At 61.5% G+C, this 19173-nt stretch carries 13 protein-coding genes; 9 read left to right on the forward strand and 4 right to left on the reverse strand.

Features of this window, described 5'->3' with window-relative positions:
* Positions 1 to 1372: hypothetical protein (locus IAE77_RS07950; protein ID WP_294224395.1), on the forward strand; the 1372-nt coding region annotated here is incomplete at its 5' end.
* A gap of 205 nt (positions 1373 to 1577) precedes the next feature.
* Positions 1578 to 2495, forward strand: a complete 918-nt coding sequence (locus tag IAE77_RS07955) for a DUF4469 domain-containing protein (RefSeq protein WP_294224398.1) — start codon at positions 1578 to 1580, stop codon at positions 2493 to 2495.
* A gap of 362 nt (positions 2496 to 2857) precedes the next feature.
* Here IAE77_RS07955 and IAE77_RS07960 read toward each other — a convergent pair whose 3' ends face one another.
* Positions 2858 to 3370, reverse strand: a complete 513-nt coding sequence (locus tag IAE77_RS07960) for a TlpA disulfide reductase family protein (RefSeq protein WP_294224401.1) — start codon at positions 3368 to 3370, stop codon at positions 2858 to 2860.
* 145 nt (positions 3371 to 3515) lie between these two features.
* Between IAE77_RS07960 and IAE77_RS07965 the strand changes: the two genes are divergently transcribed.
* The 4 genes from IAE77_RS07965 (at position 3516) to IAE77_RS07980 (ending at position 9898) form a co-directional block, all read left to right on the forward strand.
* The gene (locus tag IAE77_RS07965; RefSeq protein WP_294224403.1) at positions 3516 to 5360 is read left to right on the forward strand and encodes a GreA/GreB family elongation factor; all 1845 of its coding nucleotides are present in this window, start codon (positions 3516 to 3518) and stop codon (positions 5358 to 5360) included.
* A 147-nt stretch (positions 5361 to 5507) separates the two neighbouring features.
* Positions 5508 to 6815 (forward strand): hypothetical protein, encoded by a 1308-nt coding sequence (locus tag IAE77_RS07970; protein ID WP_294224406.1) that lies wholly within the window; start codon positions 5508 to 5510, stop codon positions 6813 to 6815.
* A gap of 66 nt (positions 6816 to 6881) precedes the next feature.
* A complete protein-coding gene (locus IAE77_RS07975; RefSeq protein WP_294224409.1) occupies positions 6882 to 7772 on the forward strand; it encodes a TIM barrel protein in 891 nt (296 codons plus the stop codon).
* Positions 7773 to 7939: 167 nt separating this feature from the next.
* On the forward strand, positions 7940 to 9898 hold the full coding sequence (locus tag IAE77_RS07980) for a DNA topoisomerase IV subunit B (RefSeq protein ID WP_294224411.1): 1959 nt from the start codon (positions 7940 to 7942) through the stop codon (positions 9896 to 9898).
* Positions 9899 to 9982: 84 nt separating this feature from the next.
* Here IAE77_RS07980 and IAE77_RS07985 read toward each other — a convergent pair whose 3' ends face one another.
* Positions 9983 to 11422: a DUF1080 domain-containing protein gene (locus tag IAE77_RS07985; protein ID WP_294224414.1), complete on the reverse strand. Its 1440-nt coding sequence runs from the start codon at positions 11420 to 11422 to the stop codon at positions 9983 to 9985.
* A gap of 110 nt (positions 11423 to 11532) precedes the next feature.
* Between IAE77_RS07985 and IAE77_RS07990 the strand changes: the two genes are divergently transcribed.
* Positions 11533 to 12468 carry a TlpA disulfide reductase family protein gene (locus IAE77_RS07990; protein WP_294224417.1) on the forward strand — a complete coding sequence of 312 codons (936 nt, stop codon included), beginning with the start codon at positions 11533 to 11535 and terminating at the stop codon, positions 12466 to 12468.
* Here the strand turns inward: IAE77_RS07990 and IAE77_RS07995 are convergent.
* Positions 12462 to 15779 (reverse strand): DUF1553 domain-containing protein, encoded by a 3318-nt coding sequence (locus IAE77_RS07995; protein WP_294224420.1) that lies wholly within the window; start codon positions 15777 to 15779, stop codon positions 12462 to 12464. The genes IAE77_RS07990 and IAE77_RS07995 overlap by 7 nt on opposite strands.
* A gap of 113 nt (positions 15780 to 15892) precedes the next feature.
* On the opposite strand from IAE77_RS07995, the gene IAE77_RS08000 reads away from it, so the two are divergent.
* Both IAE77_RS08000 and IAE77_RS08005 read left to right on the forward strand, forming a co-directional pair.
* Complete coding sequence (locus IAE77_RS08000) at positions 15893 to 16423, forward strand: sigma-70 family RNA polymerase sigma factor (protein ID WP_294224422.1); 531 nt, start codon at positions 15893 to 15895, stop codon at positions 16421 to 16423.
* Positions 16420 to 17835 carry a DNRLRE domain-containing protein gene (locus tag IAE77_RS08005; protein WP_294224425.1) on the forward strand — a complete coding sequence of 472 codons (1416 nt, stop codon included), beginning with the start codon at positions 16420 to 16422 and terminating at the stop codon, positions 17833 to 17835. Before IAE77_RS08000 ends, IAE77_RS08005 begins: the two co-directional genes overlap by 4 nt.
* Here the strand turns inward: IAE77_RS08005 and IAE77_RS08010 are convergent, their stop codons facing one another.
* Positions 17836 to 19089 (reverse strand): NAD(P)/FAD-dependent oxidoreductase, encoded by a 1254-nt coding sequence (locus IAE77_RS08010; RefSeq protein WP_294224428.1) that lies wholly within the window; start codon positions 19087 to 19089, stop codon positions 17836 to 17838. It lies immediately after the preceding gene.
* Between the last annotated feature and the right edge of the window lie 84 nt (positions 19090 to 19173).

Raw genomic sequence — 19173 nt, forward strand, 5'->3', positions numbered from 1 at the left:
CATCCCCGCCGAGGATGACGACAAGACCCTCCCCGCCCTCAAAGACCTGCGTCAGATCTACCGTGATGCCTTCGCCAAGCTCGAAGCCACCCGCGCCGCCAACCTCAAAACGCTCACCGACCCGCTCGCGGTCCGGCTCAAGCAGCTCGAAAGCACGCTCACCCAGCAGAACCGCATCGACCATGCGAAGACGGTGCGCGAGTACCGCGAGGGGCAGGGCCAAAGTGGTCCGCTCAGTCCTGTGAGCGGAACGAAGGACGTAGTGTCCACCAATACACCCAATGCCACCGCACAGGGGACTGTGCGGACCACCAAGAAACTCCCGCCCGGAGACGACCGCAAGGCGGCGGAATGGGCGCTCGACATGGGGGGCGTCGTGGATGTGCTCGAAGGCAAGGTCAAACGTCGCATCCAGAGCAAGGCCGACCTGCCCAAGCGCTCCTTCGACCTCGTTTACATCAGCATTCAGGAGACTCGCCCCACCAAGCCGGTCATCGAGTTCACCAATCTCAGCGTCCTCGCCGGGCTCCGCCAGTTGTCCTTCCTGGAAATCAACGGCTATCCCGTGCAGGACGATGATACCGACTACCTGGCCAGCCTTCCCGAGTTGAAAGATCTGCAGATCGTCCGCAGTCCCTTATTCAGCGGACGCAAACTTTCCCTGCTTAAAGACACGGACAAGCTCGAACGGCTGAATGTGGGAGGCTGTGAGCAGATTGGGGCCGATGGTATGGCGCAAATCGGCCAGTTGAGTGGTTTGGTCGCACTCACTTTGAACGATTGCAAGATTACCGACGCCGACCTTCTGCCGCTGCGCCTGCTTAAAAAACTGAGCATTCTCAGCCTTCCGAACACTCCGATCACCCTGGCCGGCTGGAGGCAGCTCAAGGGCCTTCCCCTGACCAGGGCGGTGTTCGTCAACCCGCCAGGACAGGCCGCCGAGTGGTGTCATGAAATCGCCTCGCTGTTCCCCGACATCTCCTCCTTCGATTTCTCTCGCAGGGAACCTTATCCGGTGGAGGACTTCGCCGCCGCCAAGGCTTTCACGGGTTTGGAGGAACTCCTCGTCGCCAGCACTTTCACGGAGAACGCCGCGCTTGCCGAGGCGGCCACCTTCCCGAAAGTCACCAGGCTCACCCTACGAGGCGGCGGCGCGGGTCCGGCAGCGAAAATCACGGACGAGGGGATCGCTCACCTCGCCAAGCTGCGCACGTTGCAAACCCTGCGTCTCGAGAACCTCAGCGAGGTCACCGAGCAGGGCGTCATTGGCCTGAAACAGCTCAAGAGGCTGGAACTGCCCTCGGGCACGTGCCCCAAGTTCGACGAAGCCGTCTTCAAGAAAGCACGGCCAGACGTGACCTTGGCGCGCTAGCCCTCTCTGGGATTGGAGGACGGAGGCCTCGTAGGCGCAGTCGCCAGACTGCGAAAGACGAGCGTCTCACGGCCTTCGCACGCCCCCTCCAAGCCCCTCGTTCGGGCGAACGAGCCTACGGCCGGGAGGCGGGGGCGTTGGACAAAAAACCTTGCCATTCCGGCGGGTTTTTGATGCAATCCGCGTCACCAACCCGCCTCCAGCCGTGAAGACACTTCATTGGGACGCGATCAACCCCATCACGGGAACCCCCTTCACCTGGGATGACCCGAATCTGCGATGGGGGGACCCCAGTTATTACCTGGAACCGGGCGATCCGGGCTTTGTGCCCTACGACACGCCTGCTCCAAAGCCGGTGGCGAAAAAGAAGAAACCTTTCCGCCGCAAGGCGGCCTCAAACACACATGCAACACCCAGCCCACACACCACCATGCCCACGTTCCAGTACCACACCGCGCCCAATCCCAAAGGAGGTTTCACCACCCGTCCTGTCCTCGGCGAGCCCGTGACGGATGAGACCTTCTTCAACATCGCCGCCACCAAGAGCGGCGGGCTCACTGCGGATCAGATCAAGACCGGCCTCACCGCTGTGCTGGACACGATCCTCGATTGCAGCAGCGGCTGCGCCTTCTCCAACGGCCTGCTGGGCAAACTGCGCTTCCGACCCACCAGCGGCGGCAGCCAGCCCGGACCGGCGGACTTTGACAACCCCAACGAGATGAATTGCGACGTGGCCCTGAGCATCACCGCCGAGACCCGCGATGCCTGGCGCAGCACCCTCACGCTGGAAAGCATGGGCGAGGTGGGCAAGGTGAGCCCGGACATCGACAGCATCCTCAGCCAGGAAAACGACGCGCCGGGCAAATACGCGCCCGGCACGATGATCGAGCTCAGCGGCCACCGCCTGGACCTGGACAAGAGCGATGCCAGCCAGGGGGTCTTTTTCCGCAGCGGCAGCGATCCCGAGGTGCGGGCCACCGTCTATGGCACCATCACCCCGACGTCCCTCTCCGTCCTGGTGCCAGCCACGCTCAGCGGCCCCCTGATGGTGCGCGTGGCCAACAAGATCAACGGCAGCGTGCGCTCCTTCACCTACATGGATGCCATCACGCCGATCTCATGAGTCACCCCTCACGCATCGCGGGGTCAGGGGCGGCGATTCCACCCCTGACCCATCGCGAGGCAAGGGGTCACCCCTTCCGTTTCGTGGGGCGACCCATGGCAACCACTGGAGTGACCCATAGCAACCGCAGGAGTGACCCGTGGCAACCGCTGGAGTGACCCGTGACAACCGAAGGGGTCGCCCATGACAACGCGATGCGTCACCCGTCGGAACGCAACCGGTCACCCCTGGCAACGTGTGGAGTCACCCGTGACGCCGGCACGAGTCACGCCTGGCAGCGTTTGGAGTCACCCGCATCACGCTGTGAAGCCCCTGGGGCGTGGGTCTGGCCACGGACAGAAAGCCAATGCCCGCCGGTGGCCTCACTTCGCCAGTTCCTTCTCCACCAGGGCCTCCAACTGGCCGCGGACATCGGTACTGACAAGTTTGCCGTCCTTCCCGACGAGCCACATGGCTGGAATGCTGCGGACGCCGTAGCGGGTGGCGATCTCGTTGTTCCAGCCTTTGCCGTCGAAGTATTGCGGCCAGGGCATGTCGTTTTCCTTGAGGAACTTGGTGAGCGTGGAGCGATCATCGTCCAGCGAGATGCCGAGGATCTCGAAGCCCTTGTCGTGGAGCTTCTGATAAGCGGCTTTGACATTGGGCAGCTCACGCACGCACGGCCCGCACCAGGTGGCCCAGAAGTCGATGAGGACGACCTTCCCTTTCATCTCCGCCAGGTTCACGTTCGAGCCTTTGACCGGGTGGAACTTCAGTTCCAACGGCTCGCCCACAACCGGCGGGGCTCCTTTGGAGGATTTGGCGGCGAAGGCGGCGGAGAAGACCAGCCCCAGCACCGAGGCGACAAGCAGAAGACGCGTGGAGAGAAGTTTCATGCACCGGGAGGCTAGCGAAGAAGGGCAGGCGGCGGCAAGACAAAAGTTCCCCAGACGACCGGAACCGCCTGCACGCGCGGCCTTCGTCGTCCCTTTGCAAGGTTTCCTTGCCACTTCCCACCACACGGCTAGTCTGACTGCCCCCATGAATCCAGAGGTCCAAAACATTGTGGCTGCCGGCAAATTGACCGCAGCAGACGGAGAAAAACTTTCGAAACTCGAACCCGGCGTCTTCGTCGTTCACAAAAGCTGGGGTGTCGGAAAGATCGCCTCCTGGGACTTGATCGGAGACCGCATCCTGATCGATTTCGAAGGGAAACCGGGGCATCCGCTGAAGCTGGCCTTTGCCATCGGCTCCCTGGAGATCATTCCTGCGGACCACTTCCTGGCACGGCGTCACTCCGACCTCGACGCGCTGAAAGCCATGGCCAATGACAATGCGCCCGCCTTGGTGGAACTGGCGCTGAAGAGCAGCGGCAACTCCCTTCACCTGGATGATCTGGAAAAGCTGCTGAAGCCGCGCGTGGTGTCTGAGGCGGACTACAAGAAGTGGTGGGAAGGCGCCAAACGTGCCCTCAAAACGCACCGTCACGTGGTGGTGCCGGCGAAGCGGACGGAGAAACTCGTGCTGCGTGACCAGGCGGAGAGCGCCGGCGCCCAGATGGTGAAGACTTTCCTGGCTGCGCGTGATCTGAAGGGCAAGCTGGCCGCGCTGGCCAGCATCCAGAAGGACATCGACCTGTTTGCGGATGCGAAGACGGAGCTGATCCCGGTGTTCCAGGACATCTCCGACACCGCACGCAAGGGCGTGAAGCTGCATCTCAAAGAGTGCCTGCAACTGCTGCTCGCCCGTGATGAACTGGCCGAAGAACATGCCATTCCCGTGCCGATGGGCTCGATGAAGGTGTCTGACCTCGTGTGCGAGACGAAGGACGTGCTGGCTGATGCGGTCAAAGGCGTCTCCGCCGCCCTGCTGGGCCGTGTTTACCGCGCCTTCCCGGACGCCTTCCCGAATCGCGGCTGGGTGACGGAGATCCTGCATCACCTGACGAAGACGGGCGGCCGTGCCGTCGCGGAGATTGCCACGGTGCTGGATGCCAACGACGAGCTGGACGTGCTGGCCGACTCCCTCAAGAAGGCGCTCCGCAACCGTCTGCTCTCCGCCGATCTGCTGATATGGATGGCCAAGGAGCGCAAGGGACTGGCCGAGTCCGTGTTCGACATCGATCTGGGCCACGCCATTCTCGGTGTCATCGAGAACGACCACATGGAAGGCGGGCCGAAACGGACCGGCCGCCTGCAGGACCTGCTCTCCGACGACCGCACCCTGCTGGGTGAAATGGTGCTCGAAGCCGAGGAAGAGGACATCAAACTGCTGGCGAAGCGCATCCTGGGCAGCGCTTCCTTTGACGAACTGACCCGCCGGTCACTGATGGCCCGCATCATCAAAGCCCGCCCCGAAATGGAGGCGATGATGGCTGACAACTCCACCTCCCAGCCTGAGGACGCCCTGATTGTCTCCTGGGACAGCATGGACCGGAAGAAGCTGGAGCTCGAAGACCTGGTGAACGTCAAGATCCCGGACAACAAGCGCGAGATCCAGATCGCCCGTGCCGAGGGTGACCTCCGCGAAAACGGCGGCTACAAGGCCGCCCGCGACCAGCAGGCGGTGCTTCTGCGCCTTCAAGGCAAATACGAACGGGAACTGCGCAACGCCCGCGGCACCGACTTCGCCAACGTGCCCACCGACAAGGTCGGCATCGGCACCATCGTGGATGTGGAGGACATTCCGTCCGGTGAGAAGGAGACCTTCACCATCCTGGGCGCCTGGGACGGCGACTTGGAGAAGAACATCATCAGCTACCTGTCCGAGTCGGCGAAGGCCCTGATCGGCAAGGCCGTCGGCGAGGAGGTCGAACTGCCCACCGACAGCCATCACGGCAGCCGCCGCGCCAAAGTGACCGCGATCCGGGCGTTCAAAACAGCCTGAAGAACCGTTCAATCGGGCGAAATGCCCGGATCACGAGGCATTTTTTGTCCGAACGCTGACAAACCCTTCGTTGTCCGTCACGCCGCCAAGAAAATCAGCATGATATTCGTCATGCTGGTTGTATTTATGGCTTCCCATCCCCCTTCAATGTCCCCAACCCAACCCTCGCGGACATCTCCGCGATCCCAGATTGCCCTGCTCCTCGCCACACTCACGTTTGGACTTCTTTCCGCCCACTCGGGACACGCGCAGGTCACCAACTTGGAAAACCTCAGCATCATCCTGGGCGGCGCCCAGAAGACGACGGAACCAGCTTCGCAGCCTGCGTCGCCAAGCGTGTTCGAAGCCAATCCCGGACCGTGGGGGAAGATGCTCTGCGCTTATGTTTATCTCGAAGCACCGGAAAGCCTGATCGAAAACTTTCCCCTGCCGAGCCCGACGCCACGCTGGACTTTCCCGCAAACCTTCCTGCCGAGCCTCCCCGACTTCCTGTCCAAGGCAGGGGTCGCACAATCCCTGATCACCAAGCTCCTCAGCCAGCCGAACATGGTCAAGGAGGACGAGTGGGTCCATCTGCTGCCGCCCGTTCCTGAATTGGAGGCCTTGAGCCCGGAGACCCGCACCGTGATTTACACGGAGCTCAGCAAGTATGCGCCCAACGAATACCAGTCCGACCCGGTTTTGATCATCGGCACCTCGGTCGAGGAGTGGTACAAAGGCAGCAAGCTCCGCCCGGAGATCATCAACAAGATCAGGAAGCTCAGCTACATGCGGGGTGAGACCATCGCCTTCAGCGACATTCCAGTGCTGCTGAACTACGCCCAATCGGACTCCGAGGCACGCGCCATCTTCAAAGCCTGCACGCGGACCCGCAATTTGATGGTCCGTCTCCGTCTCGACGACAATACCAACGCAGAAGAGGTCATCAAATACTGGAGCTTGGGCATCGGCGTGCGCCGCAAGGACCTGGAGCCCATGGTGCAGTCCATCATCGAGCTCGATGGCGTCAACGACCTGGGCATCGTCCACATTCTGCCGGCGCTCGCACGCAAGCTGCTCTATACCTACCCCGGCCTCGACATGGCAAAGAACGGCATCATGCCTGACTGCCACTGGACCTCGCTGAATTTCTTCAACTACGAGCCGCATCAATACCTCCTCGATGCCCGTCTGGCGACCAGCCAGGTCCTGGAACAGTTCACCCCTGTCGAGCCGCCCTATCAATTCGGCGACATCCTGTTCTTCCTCGACAACACCACCGGCGACGCCTTCCACTCCTGCGTCCATCTGGCGGACAACATCGTCTATACCAAGAACGGCCGGAACATCCTCTCCCCGTGGGTGATCATGCAGTTGGAAGACGTCAAAAAAATCTACCTGTACAAGGGCAACGGACGCGTCCAGGGCTTCCGCCGCAAAGACATCATCGCCGCGTCGAGCGGGGGCGCGCAGTGATGCTGCCACCGCAGGATTGACAGGCTGCCACGAAACCGGCTTGATAGCCGCAACCAACCACACGCCATGTCATCCCGCCGTCATTTCCTCCACACCGTTTTCGGAGCTGGTGCCGCCTCCGCTCTTCTCGCCGCCGAACCCAAGCTCAGCTACAAAGGCGAGAACATCCGCTTTGGCCTCGTCACCTATCAATGGGGAAAGGACTGGGACCTGCCCACGCTCATCAAAAACTGCGAGGCTGCCCAGGTTCTCGGCGTCGAGCTGCGTGTGGAGCATGCCCACAAGGTCGATCCCACGCTCACGCCGGATCAGCGCCAGGAAGTAAGCCGTCGTTTTGAAGACTCGCCAGTCGATGTCGTCGGCATGGGCACCAACTTCGAGTTCCACGCGGCCGATCCTGAGGTCGTGAAGAAGAACATCGAAGGCGCGAAGGCCTTCATCAAGCTCAGCCACGACATCGGCGGCACAGGCGTGAAGGTGAAGCCGAACGCCCTGGTCAAAGACGTGCCTGAGGAGAAGACGCTCGCGCAGATCGGCAAGGCGCTGGCCGAACTGGGCGACCACGCCCTTGGCTTCGGCCAGGAGATCCGTCTCGAAGTCCACGGCAAGGACACCTCCGAACTCCCGCGCATCAAAACAATCATGGATGCCGCCGCCCGCGACAATGTGCGCGTCTGCTGGAACTCCAATGACACTGATCTCAACGGAGCTGGGCTGGAGGCCAACTTCGCCCTCGTCAAAGACCTGCTCGGCCACACCGTCCATATTCGTGGCGTCAATCAGAGCACCTACCCGCTGGACAAACTCGCCCGCCTGCTGGTGGAGGCCGACTACGACGGCCACGTGTGCCTCGAAGCCCACAAGATGCCCGCTGGCGACCCGATTGCCGCGCTTGCCGAGCAGCGTGAGCTCTTCATGAACCTCGTCACCGAGGCCCGCAAGACGGTCAAGGATTGATCGGGCACGGTCCGGCTCAAAATCGCCGCCTCAACGCAGTGCGTCCGCCCTGGCCGTGCTGAACACCGGTTCGTCCTCATGACCGGCGCTTGACCAGCCCCCCCTTTCCTGCCATTTCAGGTCACGACATTCGTCATTCCGCATTCTGATTTCGTCCTTTCCTTCCCATGGCCGCCCCCGCCCATAACTACACCGAAGACTCCATCAAATCCCTCGACTGGCGCGAGCACATCCGCCTGCGCCCAGGCATGTACATCGGGAAACTCGGCGACGGTTCCCTGCCAGAGGACGGCATCTACGTCCTGCTCAAGGAAGTCATCGACAACTGCATCGACGAGCACGTCATGGGCTTCGGCAACTCGATCGAAATCGACATCGCCGAGGATCAGACCGTCACCGTGCGCGACTACGGCCGCGGCATCCCGCTTGGGAAGCTGCTGGAATGCGCCGCACAGATCAATACGGGCGCCAAATACGACAGCGAGGCCTTCAAACGCTCCGTCGGCCTCAACGGCGTCGGCATCAAGGCGGTGAACGCCCTTTCCGAGTTCTTCGAGATCCAGGCGGTGCGTGAGAGCCAGACCCGCTCCATCGAGTTCAGCCAGGGACTCGTGCAGTATGACATGGGCAAGCCGAAGGCCTGCACGGAACCCAACGGCACGCGCATCGCCTTCCGTGCCGATCCGGAGATGTTCGCCGAGGACACGCACTACCGCGTCGATTTCGTCCGCGAGATGCTGCGCTTCTACGCCTGGCTGAATCCAGGGCTGACCCTGATCCTGCGCACGCCGGCCGGTGAGGAGAAATTCAAGTCCAAGGACGGCTTGATGGACCTCATCCGCACGAAGCTGACCGAGTCGCCGCAGTATCCGATCATCCACATTGAGGGAAAAGACGTCGAGATCGCCTTCACACACGGCACCGGCTATGGCGAGGAGTATTACAGCTTCGTCAACGGCCAGAACACCACCCAGGGCGGCACGCACATCGCCGCCTTCCGTGAGGCCATCGTCCAGGAATGCCGCGACTTCTTCAAAAAGCAGTATGATCCGGCTGACGTGCGCGGCAGCATCATCGCCGCCATCAGCGTGAAGGTGCAGGAGCCTGTGTTCGAATCACAGACCAAGACCAAGCTCGGTTCCACGCACATGGAGCCGAACGGCCGCAACCTGCGCACCCACATCCTCAACACCGTCGTCTCCCAGCTCGACAACTTCCTGCACAAGCATGCCGATGTGGCGAAGTCACTCCAGGAGAAGATCAACGCCAACGAGAAGGAGCGCAAAGAGATCAGCGGCATCCAAAAGGCCGCCCGCGAAAACGCCCGCAAGGCCAAGGTCTGCAACAAGAAGCTCCGCGACTGCCGCGTCCACTTCGACACGAAGGACAAGCGCCGCGAGGACAGCACCCTCTTCATCACCGAGGGTGACTCCGCCTCCGGCAGCATCACCAAAAGCCGCGATGTCGAGACACAGGCCGTGTTCTCCCTTCGTGGAAAGCCGCTCAACTGCTACGGCCTCACCCGCAAGGTCGTGTATGAGAACGAGGAGTTCTACCTCCTCGCCAACGCGCTCCAGATTGAGGAGGACCTCGAAGAACTGCGCTACAACCGCGTCGTGCTCGCCACCGATGCCGATGTGGACGGCATGCACATCCGCCTGCTGATGATCACTTACTTCCTCCAGTTCTTTCCCGAACTGGTGCGCAAAGGCCATCTCTACATCCTGCAGACGCCGCTCTTCCGCGTGCGCAACAAGCGCCAGACCTTCTACTGCTACAGCGACGAGGAGCGCCAGCGTGCCATCCACATCTGCGGCAAGAACGCCGAGATCACCCGCTTCAAAGGTCTGGGTGAGATCAGCCCGGACGAGTTCAAGCACTTCATCGGCCCGAACATGCGCCTGGAGCCCATCACCATACGCGACGCAGCGGAAGCCACGCTGGATGCCGAGGGCAATCCGGTCCCCGTCGAGCACAAGCACAAGACCGTGAAGGAGATGCTCTCGTTCTACATGGGCAAGAACACGCCGGAACGTCAGGGCTACATCGTGGACAACCTGCGCATCGAGCAGGAGCTGGAATTCCAGGACACGGAAGCTCCGGCCGAACTCGCGGAAGCGGCGTGATCGGTCTTCAGCCTTCAAATCAAAACACCCGCCAGATCGTGAGATCTGGCGGGTGTTTCGTTCGAGCTCATCGAGCCCGGAAGGTCACTTCTGCTTCACTTTGAAGCTGCGGAACATCACCGGATCGCTGTGACCGGCGAAACCGATGAAGCCCTTCGTGTGATCGAGGCCCTTCGGCGGGTGCGCGATCTGACTGCGGTCGAAGGTGCTGATGTCCACATCGAGGATCTTGGTGCCATTGAGCGTCACCTTGATCTTCTGGCCATCGACTTCGATCTCCTGGAAGTTCCATTCGCCCACCGGACGCAGGTAGCCATGCTTCGCACCCACGCAGTGGTAGAGCGAACCGTGGTATTGATAAGGTTCGAGGCCCTTCTTGCCCGCGGCAGCTTGTTTGGCGTTGTAGCCATCGCTGTCGATCACCTGGAGCTCCAGGCCGTCGGAGGCGGAATGACCGCCCAACGGCGTGCGCAGGGCGATGCCGTTGTTGCCAGCCGGCGGCAGCTTGAACTCGACGCGGATGATGCCGTTTTCGAATTCTTCCGTGGTCAGAAGGTCGCCCCCTTTGCCTGGCTTGCAGGTGATCGCGCCGTCTTTGACCTCATAGCTGTCCAGAGCGCCCTGCCAGTTGCTCAAGTCCTTGCCGTTGATCATTTCCTTGAAGCCCTGCTCCGCCCACTGGCCTTGCAGTTCCTTGTTGGCCTCTTCGGCGGGGATTTCGCGAATGAAAACATTGCGCCAGCGGATTTCGCTGCCGTGCGTCTGGAGCTGGATCGGGCCTTTGGCGAATGCGGGATCGACCATCCATCCGTTCGGCTTTTTCGCTCCGGCGTCCTTGGCTTCGACCTTGCCATAGGCCTGGTAACCTGCCTTGCGGTTGGCGAAGAAGTTCTCCAGCACCGCGTTGTTCACCACGACCTCGCCGTTGAACGTCACCGTCACGCGTTCGCCGATCATCTTGACGTGAAAGCGGTTCCACTCGCCGATCAGCTTGTCCATCAGCTTGCTGGGGTTCTTGCCCTCGGGATTCTTGTTGTTCCAAAGACCGCCGGAACCAAAAGGTTTGCCCAAAGAAACGGCTTTTTCATCCTTCTCGGTAAAGTCCCAGATCTGCACCTGTGGAATGCCACGCAGGTAGATGCCACTGTCACCGAGAGGCAGCATCTTGTAGTCCACCCACATCTCGAAGTCGCCGTAGTCCTTGTCGGTGGTCAGGTACAAGCCTTTGCCGTCATTGACGAGTTCGCCGTTCTCCACCTTCCAGTGCGCGTTGACGTGGTCGCCCTTGTCGTTGCCTTTGGCATCGACGAGTCCGCCATCGACAGACTTCTTCTTGTAGGCCGCCTGCTCCTCAGGCGTCATCTTCCACAGGTCCGTGGGATCCTGCGTGCCCCAGCCATACCAGCCGGAGAGATCTTTGCCATTGAAGAGCGCCGTGAATCCTTCCGGTGGCACATTGTTTTCCGCCGCGCCCGCCAGCGTTGCCGCCGCGAGCATCCAAGTCAGGGTGAGAGTGTGTTTCATGGTCTGTGAGGGCAAAGGAGTCGGCTCACAGGCCTGACATCTTTCATTCATCCCGACGAAGCGGACTTTCCACTCGACACCAGCGATGAAAACGAGACGATCATGCCGTCATGAAAGCCCTTTTCTGCGTCTTGATCATCTCTCTCGGCCACACCTGCCTCCTCGCCCAGGCGACGCCTGCCGAAGAAGCCGCCGCCGGAGCCAAAGCCCTGGTGCAGCGCCTCTTTGCCCAGGACTCCACGGAGGAGGAATTGCTCGCCCTCGCCAAGGAAGCGAACAAGGCAGGCATCCCGCGCCAGCAGATCATTGAGGCCAAGCTCGTCTGGGGCCTCCGCCATCAAGACACGGCCTTCCTGGTGAAGATGCTGCCGGAGCTCCAGATCCTGGCCTCCAGCTTCGACCCGGCCAATGCAGCCATGCTGCCCAATGCCGAGGCGGCCAACGGCTTCATCGCCTACATCAAGGCCCTCAAAGCCGCCGATGCCAAGGACGATGCCAGCTTCAAGCAGAACATCCTCGAAGCCATCTGGCTGAACCCCCAGCAGGCCCCCGTGTTTTTGCAAAGCATCGAAAAGTTCCGCCGTGAATCGAAGATGGGAGCGCTCGTCGTCGATCTGAAGATTCCGCTCAACACCTCGATGGGCGAGGCCACCACGCTGCACGACCAGCTCGCTGGCAAAAAGGCCCTGCTGCTCGACTTCTGGGCCTCGTGGTGCGGTCCGTGCATGAATCTGATGCCTTCACTCAAAAAGAAGGCTGAGAAGCTCTCGGCGAACGGTGTTGTCGTCATCGCCATGAACAAGGACGACGAGAACGCCGAGTCCATCGCCGAACGCATCCGCAAGGAGCAGAATGCCACCCTGCCCTGGCTGGTCGAGCCCGCTGACCGCCCTTACTCGAAGGTTTTGGACATCGATTCCATCCCCCGCATGATCCTGCTTTCACCCGAGGGCAAAGTCCTTTTCAACGGTCATCCTGAAGACCCGGCGCTGTGGGCGGCGCTCAAGAAAATCGACCCCGCCATCGCCGCGCCGGAAGCTCATTGAAGGTAGAAGAACTCGTTCGAGTTCAGCAACGCATGGCAGAGATCGGTAAGGGCTTCGCGGCCCGGATCGGAGGCACCACCCGTTCTGGCAGCCACGGCGCTCGATTCCCAGCTCCAGCGTGATTCCTTCGGCGCTTTCAGCATCGCGGCGGCCAGATCCGCGCTGATGTCCGCCACGCAGGATGGATCGCTGTTCACGGTCCAGCTCATGAGCCGACCAGCATCGAGTTGGCCGGCACGCAACGCCACGCGGGCAATTGCACCGTCCCACAGGCTGCGCTTGTCAGCATCGCGACCGCCGACGAACAGCGCGCGGTCCTTGTTCACGTAGCCGCCGGTGATTTGATGCGGCACCGTGACGGTTTTCATCTCAGCCTGAGGGTCGCTCAGATCACGCGCATAAAAGGTGATCGTGCCGCCAAAGTTCTGCCCCGGAGCGGGATGATTGTCGAGGCTGGCGGCGATGTAGTAAGGCTTCCCGACCGGAATGCGCAGGCCCGAGGCCACCACCTCATAGGCGGGGCTGCCTTGAAAATCGAATCCGTTGAGCTGCACGATGAGGTTGTTCGGCTGGTGCGCCGACTTCGTGCTCGTGACGCCCAGCGACCAGCCCGGAGCCGCTTTGTCGTTGTTCCAGCGCGACGCGATGGTGCGCACACTCGCGTCCGGGTAGAGTGAGTTGAGCAACACAACGGCTTCGACAGCAAACTGCTCGCCTTCCAGCTTCCCTTCGAGATTCACCCGCAGCTTTTCGTTCGGCGTGCCCGGTTGAAGCATGAAGGTCTTCGTCGTTCGTGCGGCCGGATTCGGCCCGAAGAACTTCTGAGCGTCCGCCAGCGGCGTGGCGGCCGGTGGCGGCGGCGGGGCCTCCTTTTGGATCTGCGCCTTCTGCTGCTTCACAAACGCCAGCGCGTCCCCAGCCTCGCGTTTCGTCGGCGCGCGTGAAAAAGCGAGCTGGAAGGCCGCTGCGACGCGTTTGGCCTCATCCTTGGGCTCTTCCTTCAACAACCGCGCCGCCATCGCTCGCGCACGATCGAGCGGCCAGTCGCCATTCACCATCAGCAGGCTCTGCGTGGCCGTGGTGGTGGCCTGACGCTCCGCCACACTCTGAAAACCGGGCGGCGCGTCGAGGCTGGCGAGGAAAGCATCGGGCGTGTTGCGCATCTTGCGCAGGTAGATGCTGCGGCGCGGCTTCGATTTCTCAACACCCTCTCCACCCATCGTGAGATCGAGCTCGCCGCTCGCCATGAGCATCGAATCCCGCGCCTGCTCCGCATCGAGGCGATGCGGTGAAAAGCGCCACAGCAGGCGGTTCTCCGGATCTTTGAGCAGCGCGAGCTCCTGGCTCGCCGTGCTCTGACGATAGGCCGCCGTGTTCATGATCAGGCGATGCAGCGTCTTGAGCTTCCAGCCGCTTCGGATGAACTCGCTCGTCAGCCAGTCGAGCAGCTCGGGATGCGTCGGTTTCTCGCCGAGGTGGCCGAAATCGCTCGCGGTGCCGACGAGGCCTTTGCCGAAGTGATACTGCCACACGCGGTTCACGATCACGCGCGCAGTGAGCGGGTTTTTGGGATCCGTGAGCCAGTTTGCCAGCACGGTGCGGCGTCCGCTGGTCGCCGCATCGGCCTTCGCCGCGGGAATCTCCGCGTCCGATGCGTCGAGGATCGTGAGGAAGCCGGGAGCGGCACTCACCTGGCCTGATTTACGCGTCTTGAACTTCGTGCTCGGTGCCTGCGGGCCGGTTTCGCCGATGGCGTGCAGCGGACGGATCGGTTTTGGCTTCAAGTGGTCAAACTCGGCCAGTTTCGCCTGCGCCTCGCGATACTGCGTGGCCTCCGGCTCCTTCAGCTTGTCCGCCTTGTAGCGTTCCCGCTCGTAATAGACCTGACGGCCTGCGAGCTGCACGATCTGCTCCTCGTACGGCGTGCGCTGCTCACGCGTCTTCGCAAACATCGCCTGAATCTCCTCCGGGAACTTCGTGATCGCGTTCTTCTGGGCTCCAGCGATCTTCGGCTCGACGATGGCATCAATGACCGCACGCGGTTCCTTCGTGGCCTCTTCCCAGACCTGGAGCTGGGCGTTGTAGGCGTCGAGCTGCTGCTGCGTGGCATTCAGCCTGTTCTCCGGCCACGTGATGTTCGAAAGGAAGGCCTGCAGGCGGTAGTAGTCCTTTTGCAGGATGGGATCGAACTTGTGGTCGTGGCATTGGGCACACTGCACGCTGAGGCCCATGAACACATCCGCCGTGACATCCGTGACCTCATTCACGATGAGCTTCCACTGACCCTCCGAGTCACGCTGATTGTATTCGTAGATCGTGTGGCGCAAAAAACCGGTCGCGGCCAGCAGGTCCAGGTCGTCCTGCGTCTCCGGCATCGTCTTCTTCGCATGCAGCATCTCGTCGCCAGCGAGCTGCTCGCGCACGAACTCGTCATAGGGCTTGTCGCTGTTCAACGAGCGCACCACGTAGTCGCGATACGGCCAGACATTCGGCCGGTAGGCATCGAGGCGGTAGCCTTCGCTCTCCGCGTAGCGCACGAGGTCCAGCCAGTGCTGCGCCCAGCGCTCGCCGTAGCGCGGCGACTCGAGCAGGCGATCAATCAACCGCACATGAGCCTCATTCGAGCCGTTCGATGCGTAGCAGTCATGCACGAACGCCTCCACCTCCTCCGGCGTCGGCGGCAGTCCGGTCAGATCGTAACTCGCACGGCGGATGAAGGCCACTGGATCGGCCGGCGCGGCGGGTTTCAGACCGCTTTCAGCCAGCTTCGCCTGAATGAAGGCATCAATGGGGCTGTCATGTTTCAACTTGTCCTTCGTGGCCGCCGCTTCGGCTCCTGAAACTTGAAACCTGAAACTTGGAACTTCAGGCCTCCTCACCGGCTGAAACGCCCACCACTTCCGGTCTTCATCCGTGATCTGGCCCGGCTTGCGAGCCGGTTTCGCCGCTGCGACCTCGTTTTCCGGCCAGGGAGCTCCCATCGCGATCCACTGCTTCAAAATCTCGATCTTCTTTGCCGAAAGCTTGCCATCCGGCGGCATCTCCATGTCCGGGTCTTCGTAATTGACGAGCTTGATGAGCAGTGACGCCTCCGGCTTGTGCGGCACGATGGCCGGGCCTGTTTCGCCGCCTTGCAGGATGTAGGGCAGATTGTCCAGCCGCAGGCCACCCTTCTTCTTTTGCGCCCCATGGCACTCCTGGCAGGCCTCGACCAGCAACGGGCGCACCTCCTTCTCGAAAAACTTCAACGACTCCGCATCCGGTGCGGCGAATGCGGTACTGGCGAGGGTCAGGAAAAGGGCGCGTGTCATGTTCCAGGACTGAAAAAGGCGGCTGAAAGGGCATTTTGGACAGATTCCGTGTCCAAGGCCAGCCCGCAGCGGCCTCTTGTGTACGATTGCCTCGTCCGTGATGTTTCCCCGCCATGTCTGAAGCCGACCGCACCCAGGAATTCCTCGAACTTCTCACGCACCATGACCGTGCGCTGGGCGTGTATGTTTACAGCCTCGTTCAGGACCCGCATGACGCCGATGACATCCTCCAGCAGACGAAGATGATCCTGTGGCGTTGCTTTGATCAGTTCGAGACGGGCACCCACTTCCTCGCCTGGGCGCGCAAAACGGCTTTTCACCAGGTGCTCACCTATCGGCGGCAGAAGAAACGCGAAGCCACGCCGCTGAGCGATGACATCCTCGAACTGCTGCACGATGAAGTCGCGAAACTCAGCGATGGCGAGGACCGCCGCCGTGATGCCTTGCGATCCTGTGTGGCGAAACTCCCCGCCGCGCATCGTCAGCTCGTCACGCTCCGCTACTATGAGGAGATGGAGATCGATGGCGTGGCGGAGCGCATCCGCAGCACCGCCGGGGCCGTGTATCGCGCCCTGAGCCGCATTCGCATGAACTTGCTCAACTGCGTGGAGAAGGAACTGAAACTGGAAGGAGCCGGAGCATGAAACCCGCTGATCAATTCCGCCTGCTGGAGCTGTCCGAGCGTTACGCGGATCAAAAACTGAGCGCGGAGGAAGTTTCCGCACTGGAGACTGAACTGCGCGAATCGACCGAAGCCCGCGCGTTCTTCGCCAAAGCGCTGCATCAGCGTGCCGAACTGTGTTTTGATGACTCGTGGCATTCGCAACCGGTCGCCGAGGCAAAACCCGCCGCGCAGCGCATGTGGTGGCGTCATGCGATCACGGCCGCCGCAGCCGCATGCGTGACGTTCGGCTTCGTGTGGCTGCAAAACGGCCGCGATGGCAGCGTGGCGACCCTGATCCGTGCCCAGCAGTGTCAATGGGCCGGCAGCAGCCTGCCGACGGTGGAAGGCGCACGTTTGAAGCCCGGCATGCTCGATTTGATCGAAGGTCTCGCGGTGCTGCGCTTCGACAGTGGCGCGGAACTCGTGCTCGAAGCTCCTGCCACCGTCGAAGTGCTCGATGCCATGAACTGCAAGCTGCGCCGCGGCACGCTCGTGGCCGAGGTTCCGCCACAGGCCAAGGGCTTCAGCATCGACACGAAAGACGCCAAGGTCATCGACTGGGGCACGAAATTCGGTGTCAGCGCCGATGACGACGGCAAATACATGGTGCGCGTGCTTGAAGGGCTCGTGGAGGTTGAGGACAAGAACGCCACCGGCTCCAAGAAGCTCGAAAAAGGCCAGGGCATCGACCGCGGCTGGTCGAAGAGCCAGCTTCATCCCACCTCGGATGAAACACCGGAGCCCAGCCGCTGGCAGCCAGCCACGGTGATTGATTCCGGCGACGGCTGGCAGGCGATCACGACCGCCTTTGGCCGTGGAAAGGACAGCTACATTCAATCGGGCTCCAAACCGACGCCAGACTTCGGCAAGCATCCCTTCGCGCGTGTGAAATGGACCACCGGAAAGCCGGAGTTGAACCGGAAAGCTTATCTCGCCTTCGATTTGAGCCAGTTCGCCGGCCGCCAGATCGAGGATGCGGAGCTGGTGCTCACGATCGAGCCCAGCGAACTCGGTTTCGCCAGCTTTGTCCCGGACAGCACCTTCGCCGTGTATGGTGTGACCAACGAATCCGCCGACGCCTGGGAAGAGAACGGGCTTTCCTGGCAGCAGGCACCTGCCCACGATCCCGCTCAAGCCGCGCTCAATCAACCCGTGGGCAGCCAGGTGAAGCTGCTCGGCCGCTTCGAGATTGCCCAGGGCATCAACCGCGGCGTGCGCAAGCTGCGCGGCAAGGATCTCGCCGACTTTTTGTCGGCGGACACGAATCAAATCGTCACCCTCATCGTCTGCCGTGAGACTGACGAAACGGCCGACAGCGGTCTCGTTCACGCCTTCGCCACCAAGGAAAACGGTTCTCGTTCCGCCCCGGTTCTTCGGGTGAAGACCAGGTGATCAACCGATCTCAATCGGCTTCGCGAGCGCGAAGCGTTTCTGGATCCACACGAGACCAAAGAAGAACTGCAGACGCCACCAGGTGGCGAAGTTCATCTCCGGGCGGCCGGCGAGGACGCAGTTGATGGCGCAGACCATGCGGAACTTGTTGCTGGGCTGGAAGAAGAGCTGCGCGAAGTGCTTCGTGTAAAACTTCTCTATGAACTGCCAGAAACGGCCGACGTGTTTCTTGGTGGACCATTCGTAGCGTTTGAGCGCAAAGGTCATCGCCTTCCTCGCTGTGATGGCTGCGCTCACCGCCCGCGCCCCTTTTTGCGCGCTGTGCATCGCGAGCATGACGCCGCTGGAGAAGATGGGATCGATGAAGCCCGCGGCATCGCCCACGCGCACCACGCGGTCGGAGACGAGCGTGCGGTTCGTGTAGGAAAAGTCGCTCAGCACGTGCCCCTGCGTGATGGCCTTCGCATGGATCATGCGATCGCGCACGGTCGGCGTGGCAGCCACAGCATCCTCGAACACCGCCAGCGGCTCCTGCTTCATCGACTTGAAGTCCTCCAGGTCGAGCACGAGACCGATGCTGACCTTGTCATCTTCGAGCGGAATCATCCAGAACCACGAGTTTTTCCGCCGCACGATCAAGATGTCGCCCTTTTCCTCGCCCTCGGTCATCTGCACGCCGCTGTAGTGGCCGAAGATGGCGATCTTTTTGTGGCCGGGGTAGTAGTCGCGCAGTTTCTCGCGGTTGGCGGTGAAGTTGTTCAATCCGCTGGCATCGATCAGGAAAGCCGCCTTCGCCTCGGATTCAGAGCCGTCTTTGGCCCGAAAACGGACAGCCACCTGCTCCTTCGTCACGTCATAGCCCGTCACCAGCGTTTCTTCACGCACCTCAGCGCCCAGTTCCTCGGCATGACGAAGCAGGATGTCGTCGAACCTGGCACGTTCGACCTGGATCGACTCTGGAAACTCGGTGAAGGAGCCGCGGGCGAAGTTCAGCCGCGTGTGGCGGGAGCCATCGCCCATCCAGAACTGGGCACCACGCTTCGCCATGAAGCCCGCCGCCTGGATTTTTCCCCACACGCCCAGTTCATCGAAGATGGGGCGATTGTAGGGCAGCAATGACTCGCCGATGTGAAAGCGCGGGAACTTCTCCTTCTCCAGCACCAGCACCCTGCGGCCCGACTGGCGCAGCGTGCAGGCGGCGGTCGCGCCCGCCGGCCCGCCGCCAATGATGATGACATCCCAGGAATTCTGCATGCGTGAATGAGGTGCCATTTCTCGCGCCGGTGGCAAGGAGAAGGCTCTGTCTCTTTACGCTCCGAATTTGGCCCGTGGATTCAT

The organism is Prosthecobacter sp., from assembly GCF_014879935.1.
In the GTDB taxonomy this organism is placed as follows: domain Bacteria; phylum Verrucomicrobiota; class Verrucomicrobiia; order Verrucomicrobiales; family Verrucomicrobiaceae; genus Prosthecobacter.

What these genes read in the sequence shown, in the direction of transcription:
- IAE77_RS08000 (WP_294224422.1), top strand. Translation starts at nt 15,893, where the DNA reads ATGTCTGAAGCCGACCGCACCCAGGAATTCCTCGAACTTCTCACGCAC.
- IAE77_RS08010 (WP_294224428.1), bottom strand. Translation starts at nt 19,089, where the DNA reads ATGCAGAATTCCTGGGATGTCATCATCATTGGCGGCGGGCCGGCGGGC.
- IAE77_RS07990 (WP_294224417.1), top strand. Translation starts at nt 11,533, where the DNA reads ATGAAAGCCCTTTTCTGCGTCTTGATCATCTCTCTCGGCCACACCTGC.
- IAE77_RS07960 (WP_294224401.1), bottom strand. Translation starts at nt 3,370, where the DNA reads ATGAAACTTCTCTCCACGCGTCTTCTGCTTGTCGCCTCGGTGCTGGGG.
- IAE77_RS07965 (WP_294224403.1), top strand. Translation starts at nt 3,516, where the DNA reads ATGAATCCAGAGGTCCAAAACATTGTGGCTGCCGGCAAATTGACCGCA.
- IAE77_RS07995 (WP_294224420.1), bottom strand. Translation starts at nt 15,779, where the DNA reads ATGACACGCGCCCTTTTCCTGACCCTCGCCAGTACCGCATTCGCCGCA.
- IAE77_RS07985 (WP_294224414.1), bottom strand. Translation starts at nt 11,422, where the DNA reads ATGAAACACACTCTCACCCTGACTTGGATGCTCGCGGCGGCAACGCTG.
- IAE77_RS08005 (WP_294224425.1), top strand. Translation starts at nt 16,420, where the DNA reads ATGAAACCCGCTGATCAATTCCGCCTGCTGGAGCTGTCCGAGCGTTAC.
- IAE77_RS07980 (WP_294224411.1), top strand. Translation starts at nt 7,940, where the DNA reads ATGGCCGCCCCCGCCCATAACTACACCGAAGACTCCATCAAATCCCTC.
- IAE77_RS07970 (WP_294224406.1), top strand. Translation starts at nt 5,508, where the DNA reads ATGTCCCCAACCCAACCCTCGCGGACATCTCCGCGATCCCAGATTGCC.
- IAE77_RS07975 (WP_294224409.1), top strand. Translation starts at nt 6,882, where the DNA reads ATGTCATCCCGCCGTCATTTCCTCCACACCGTTTTCGGAGCTGGTGCC.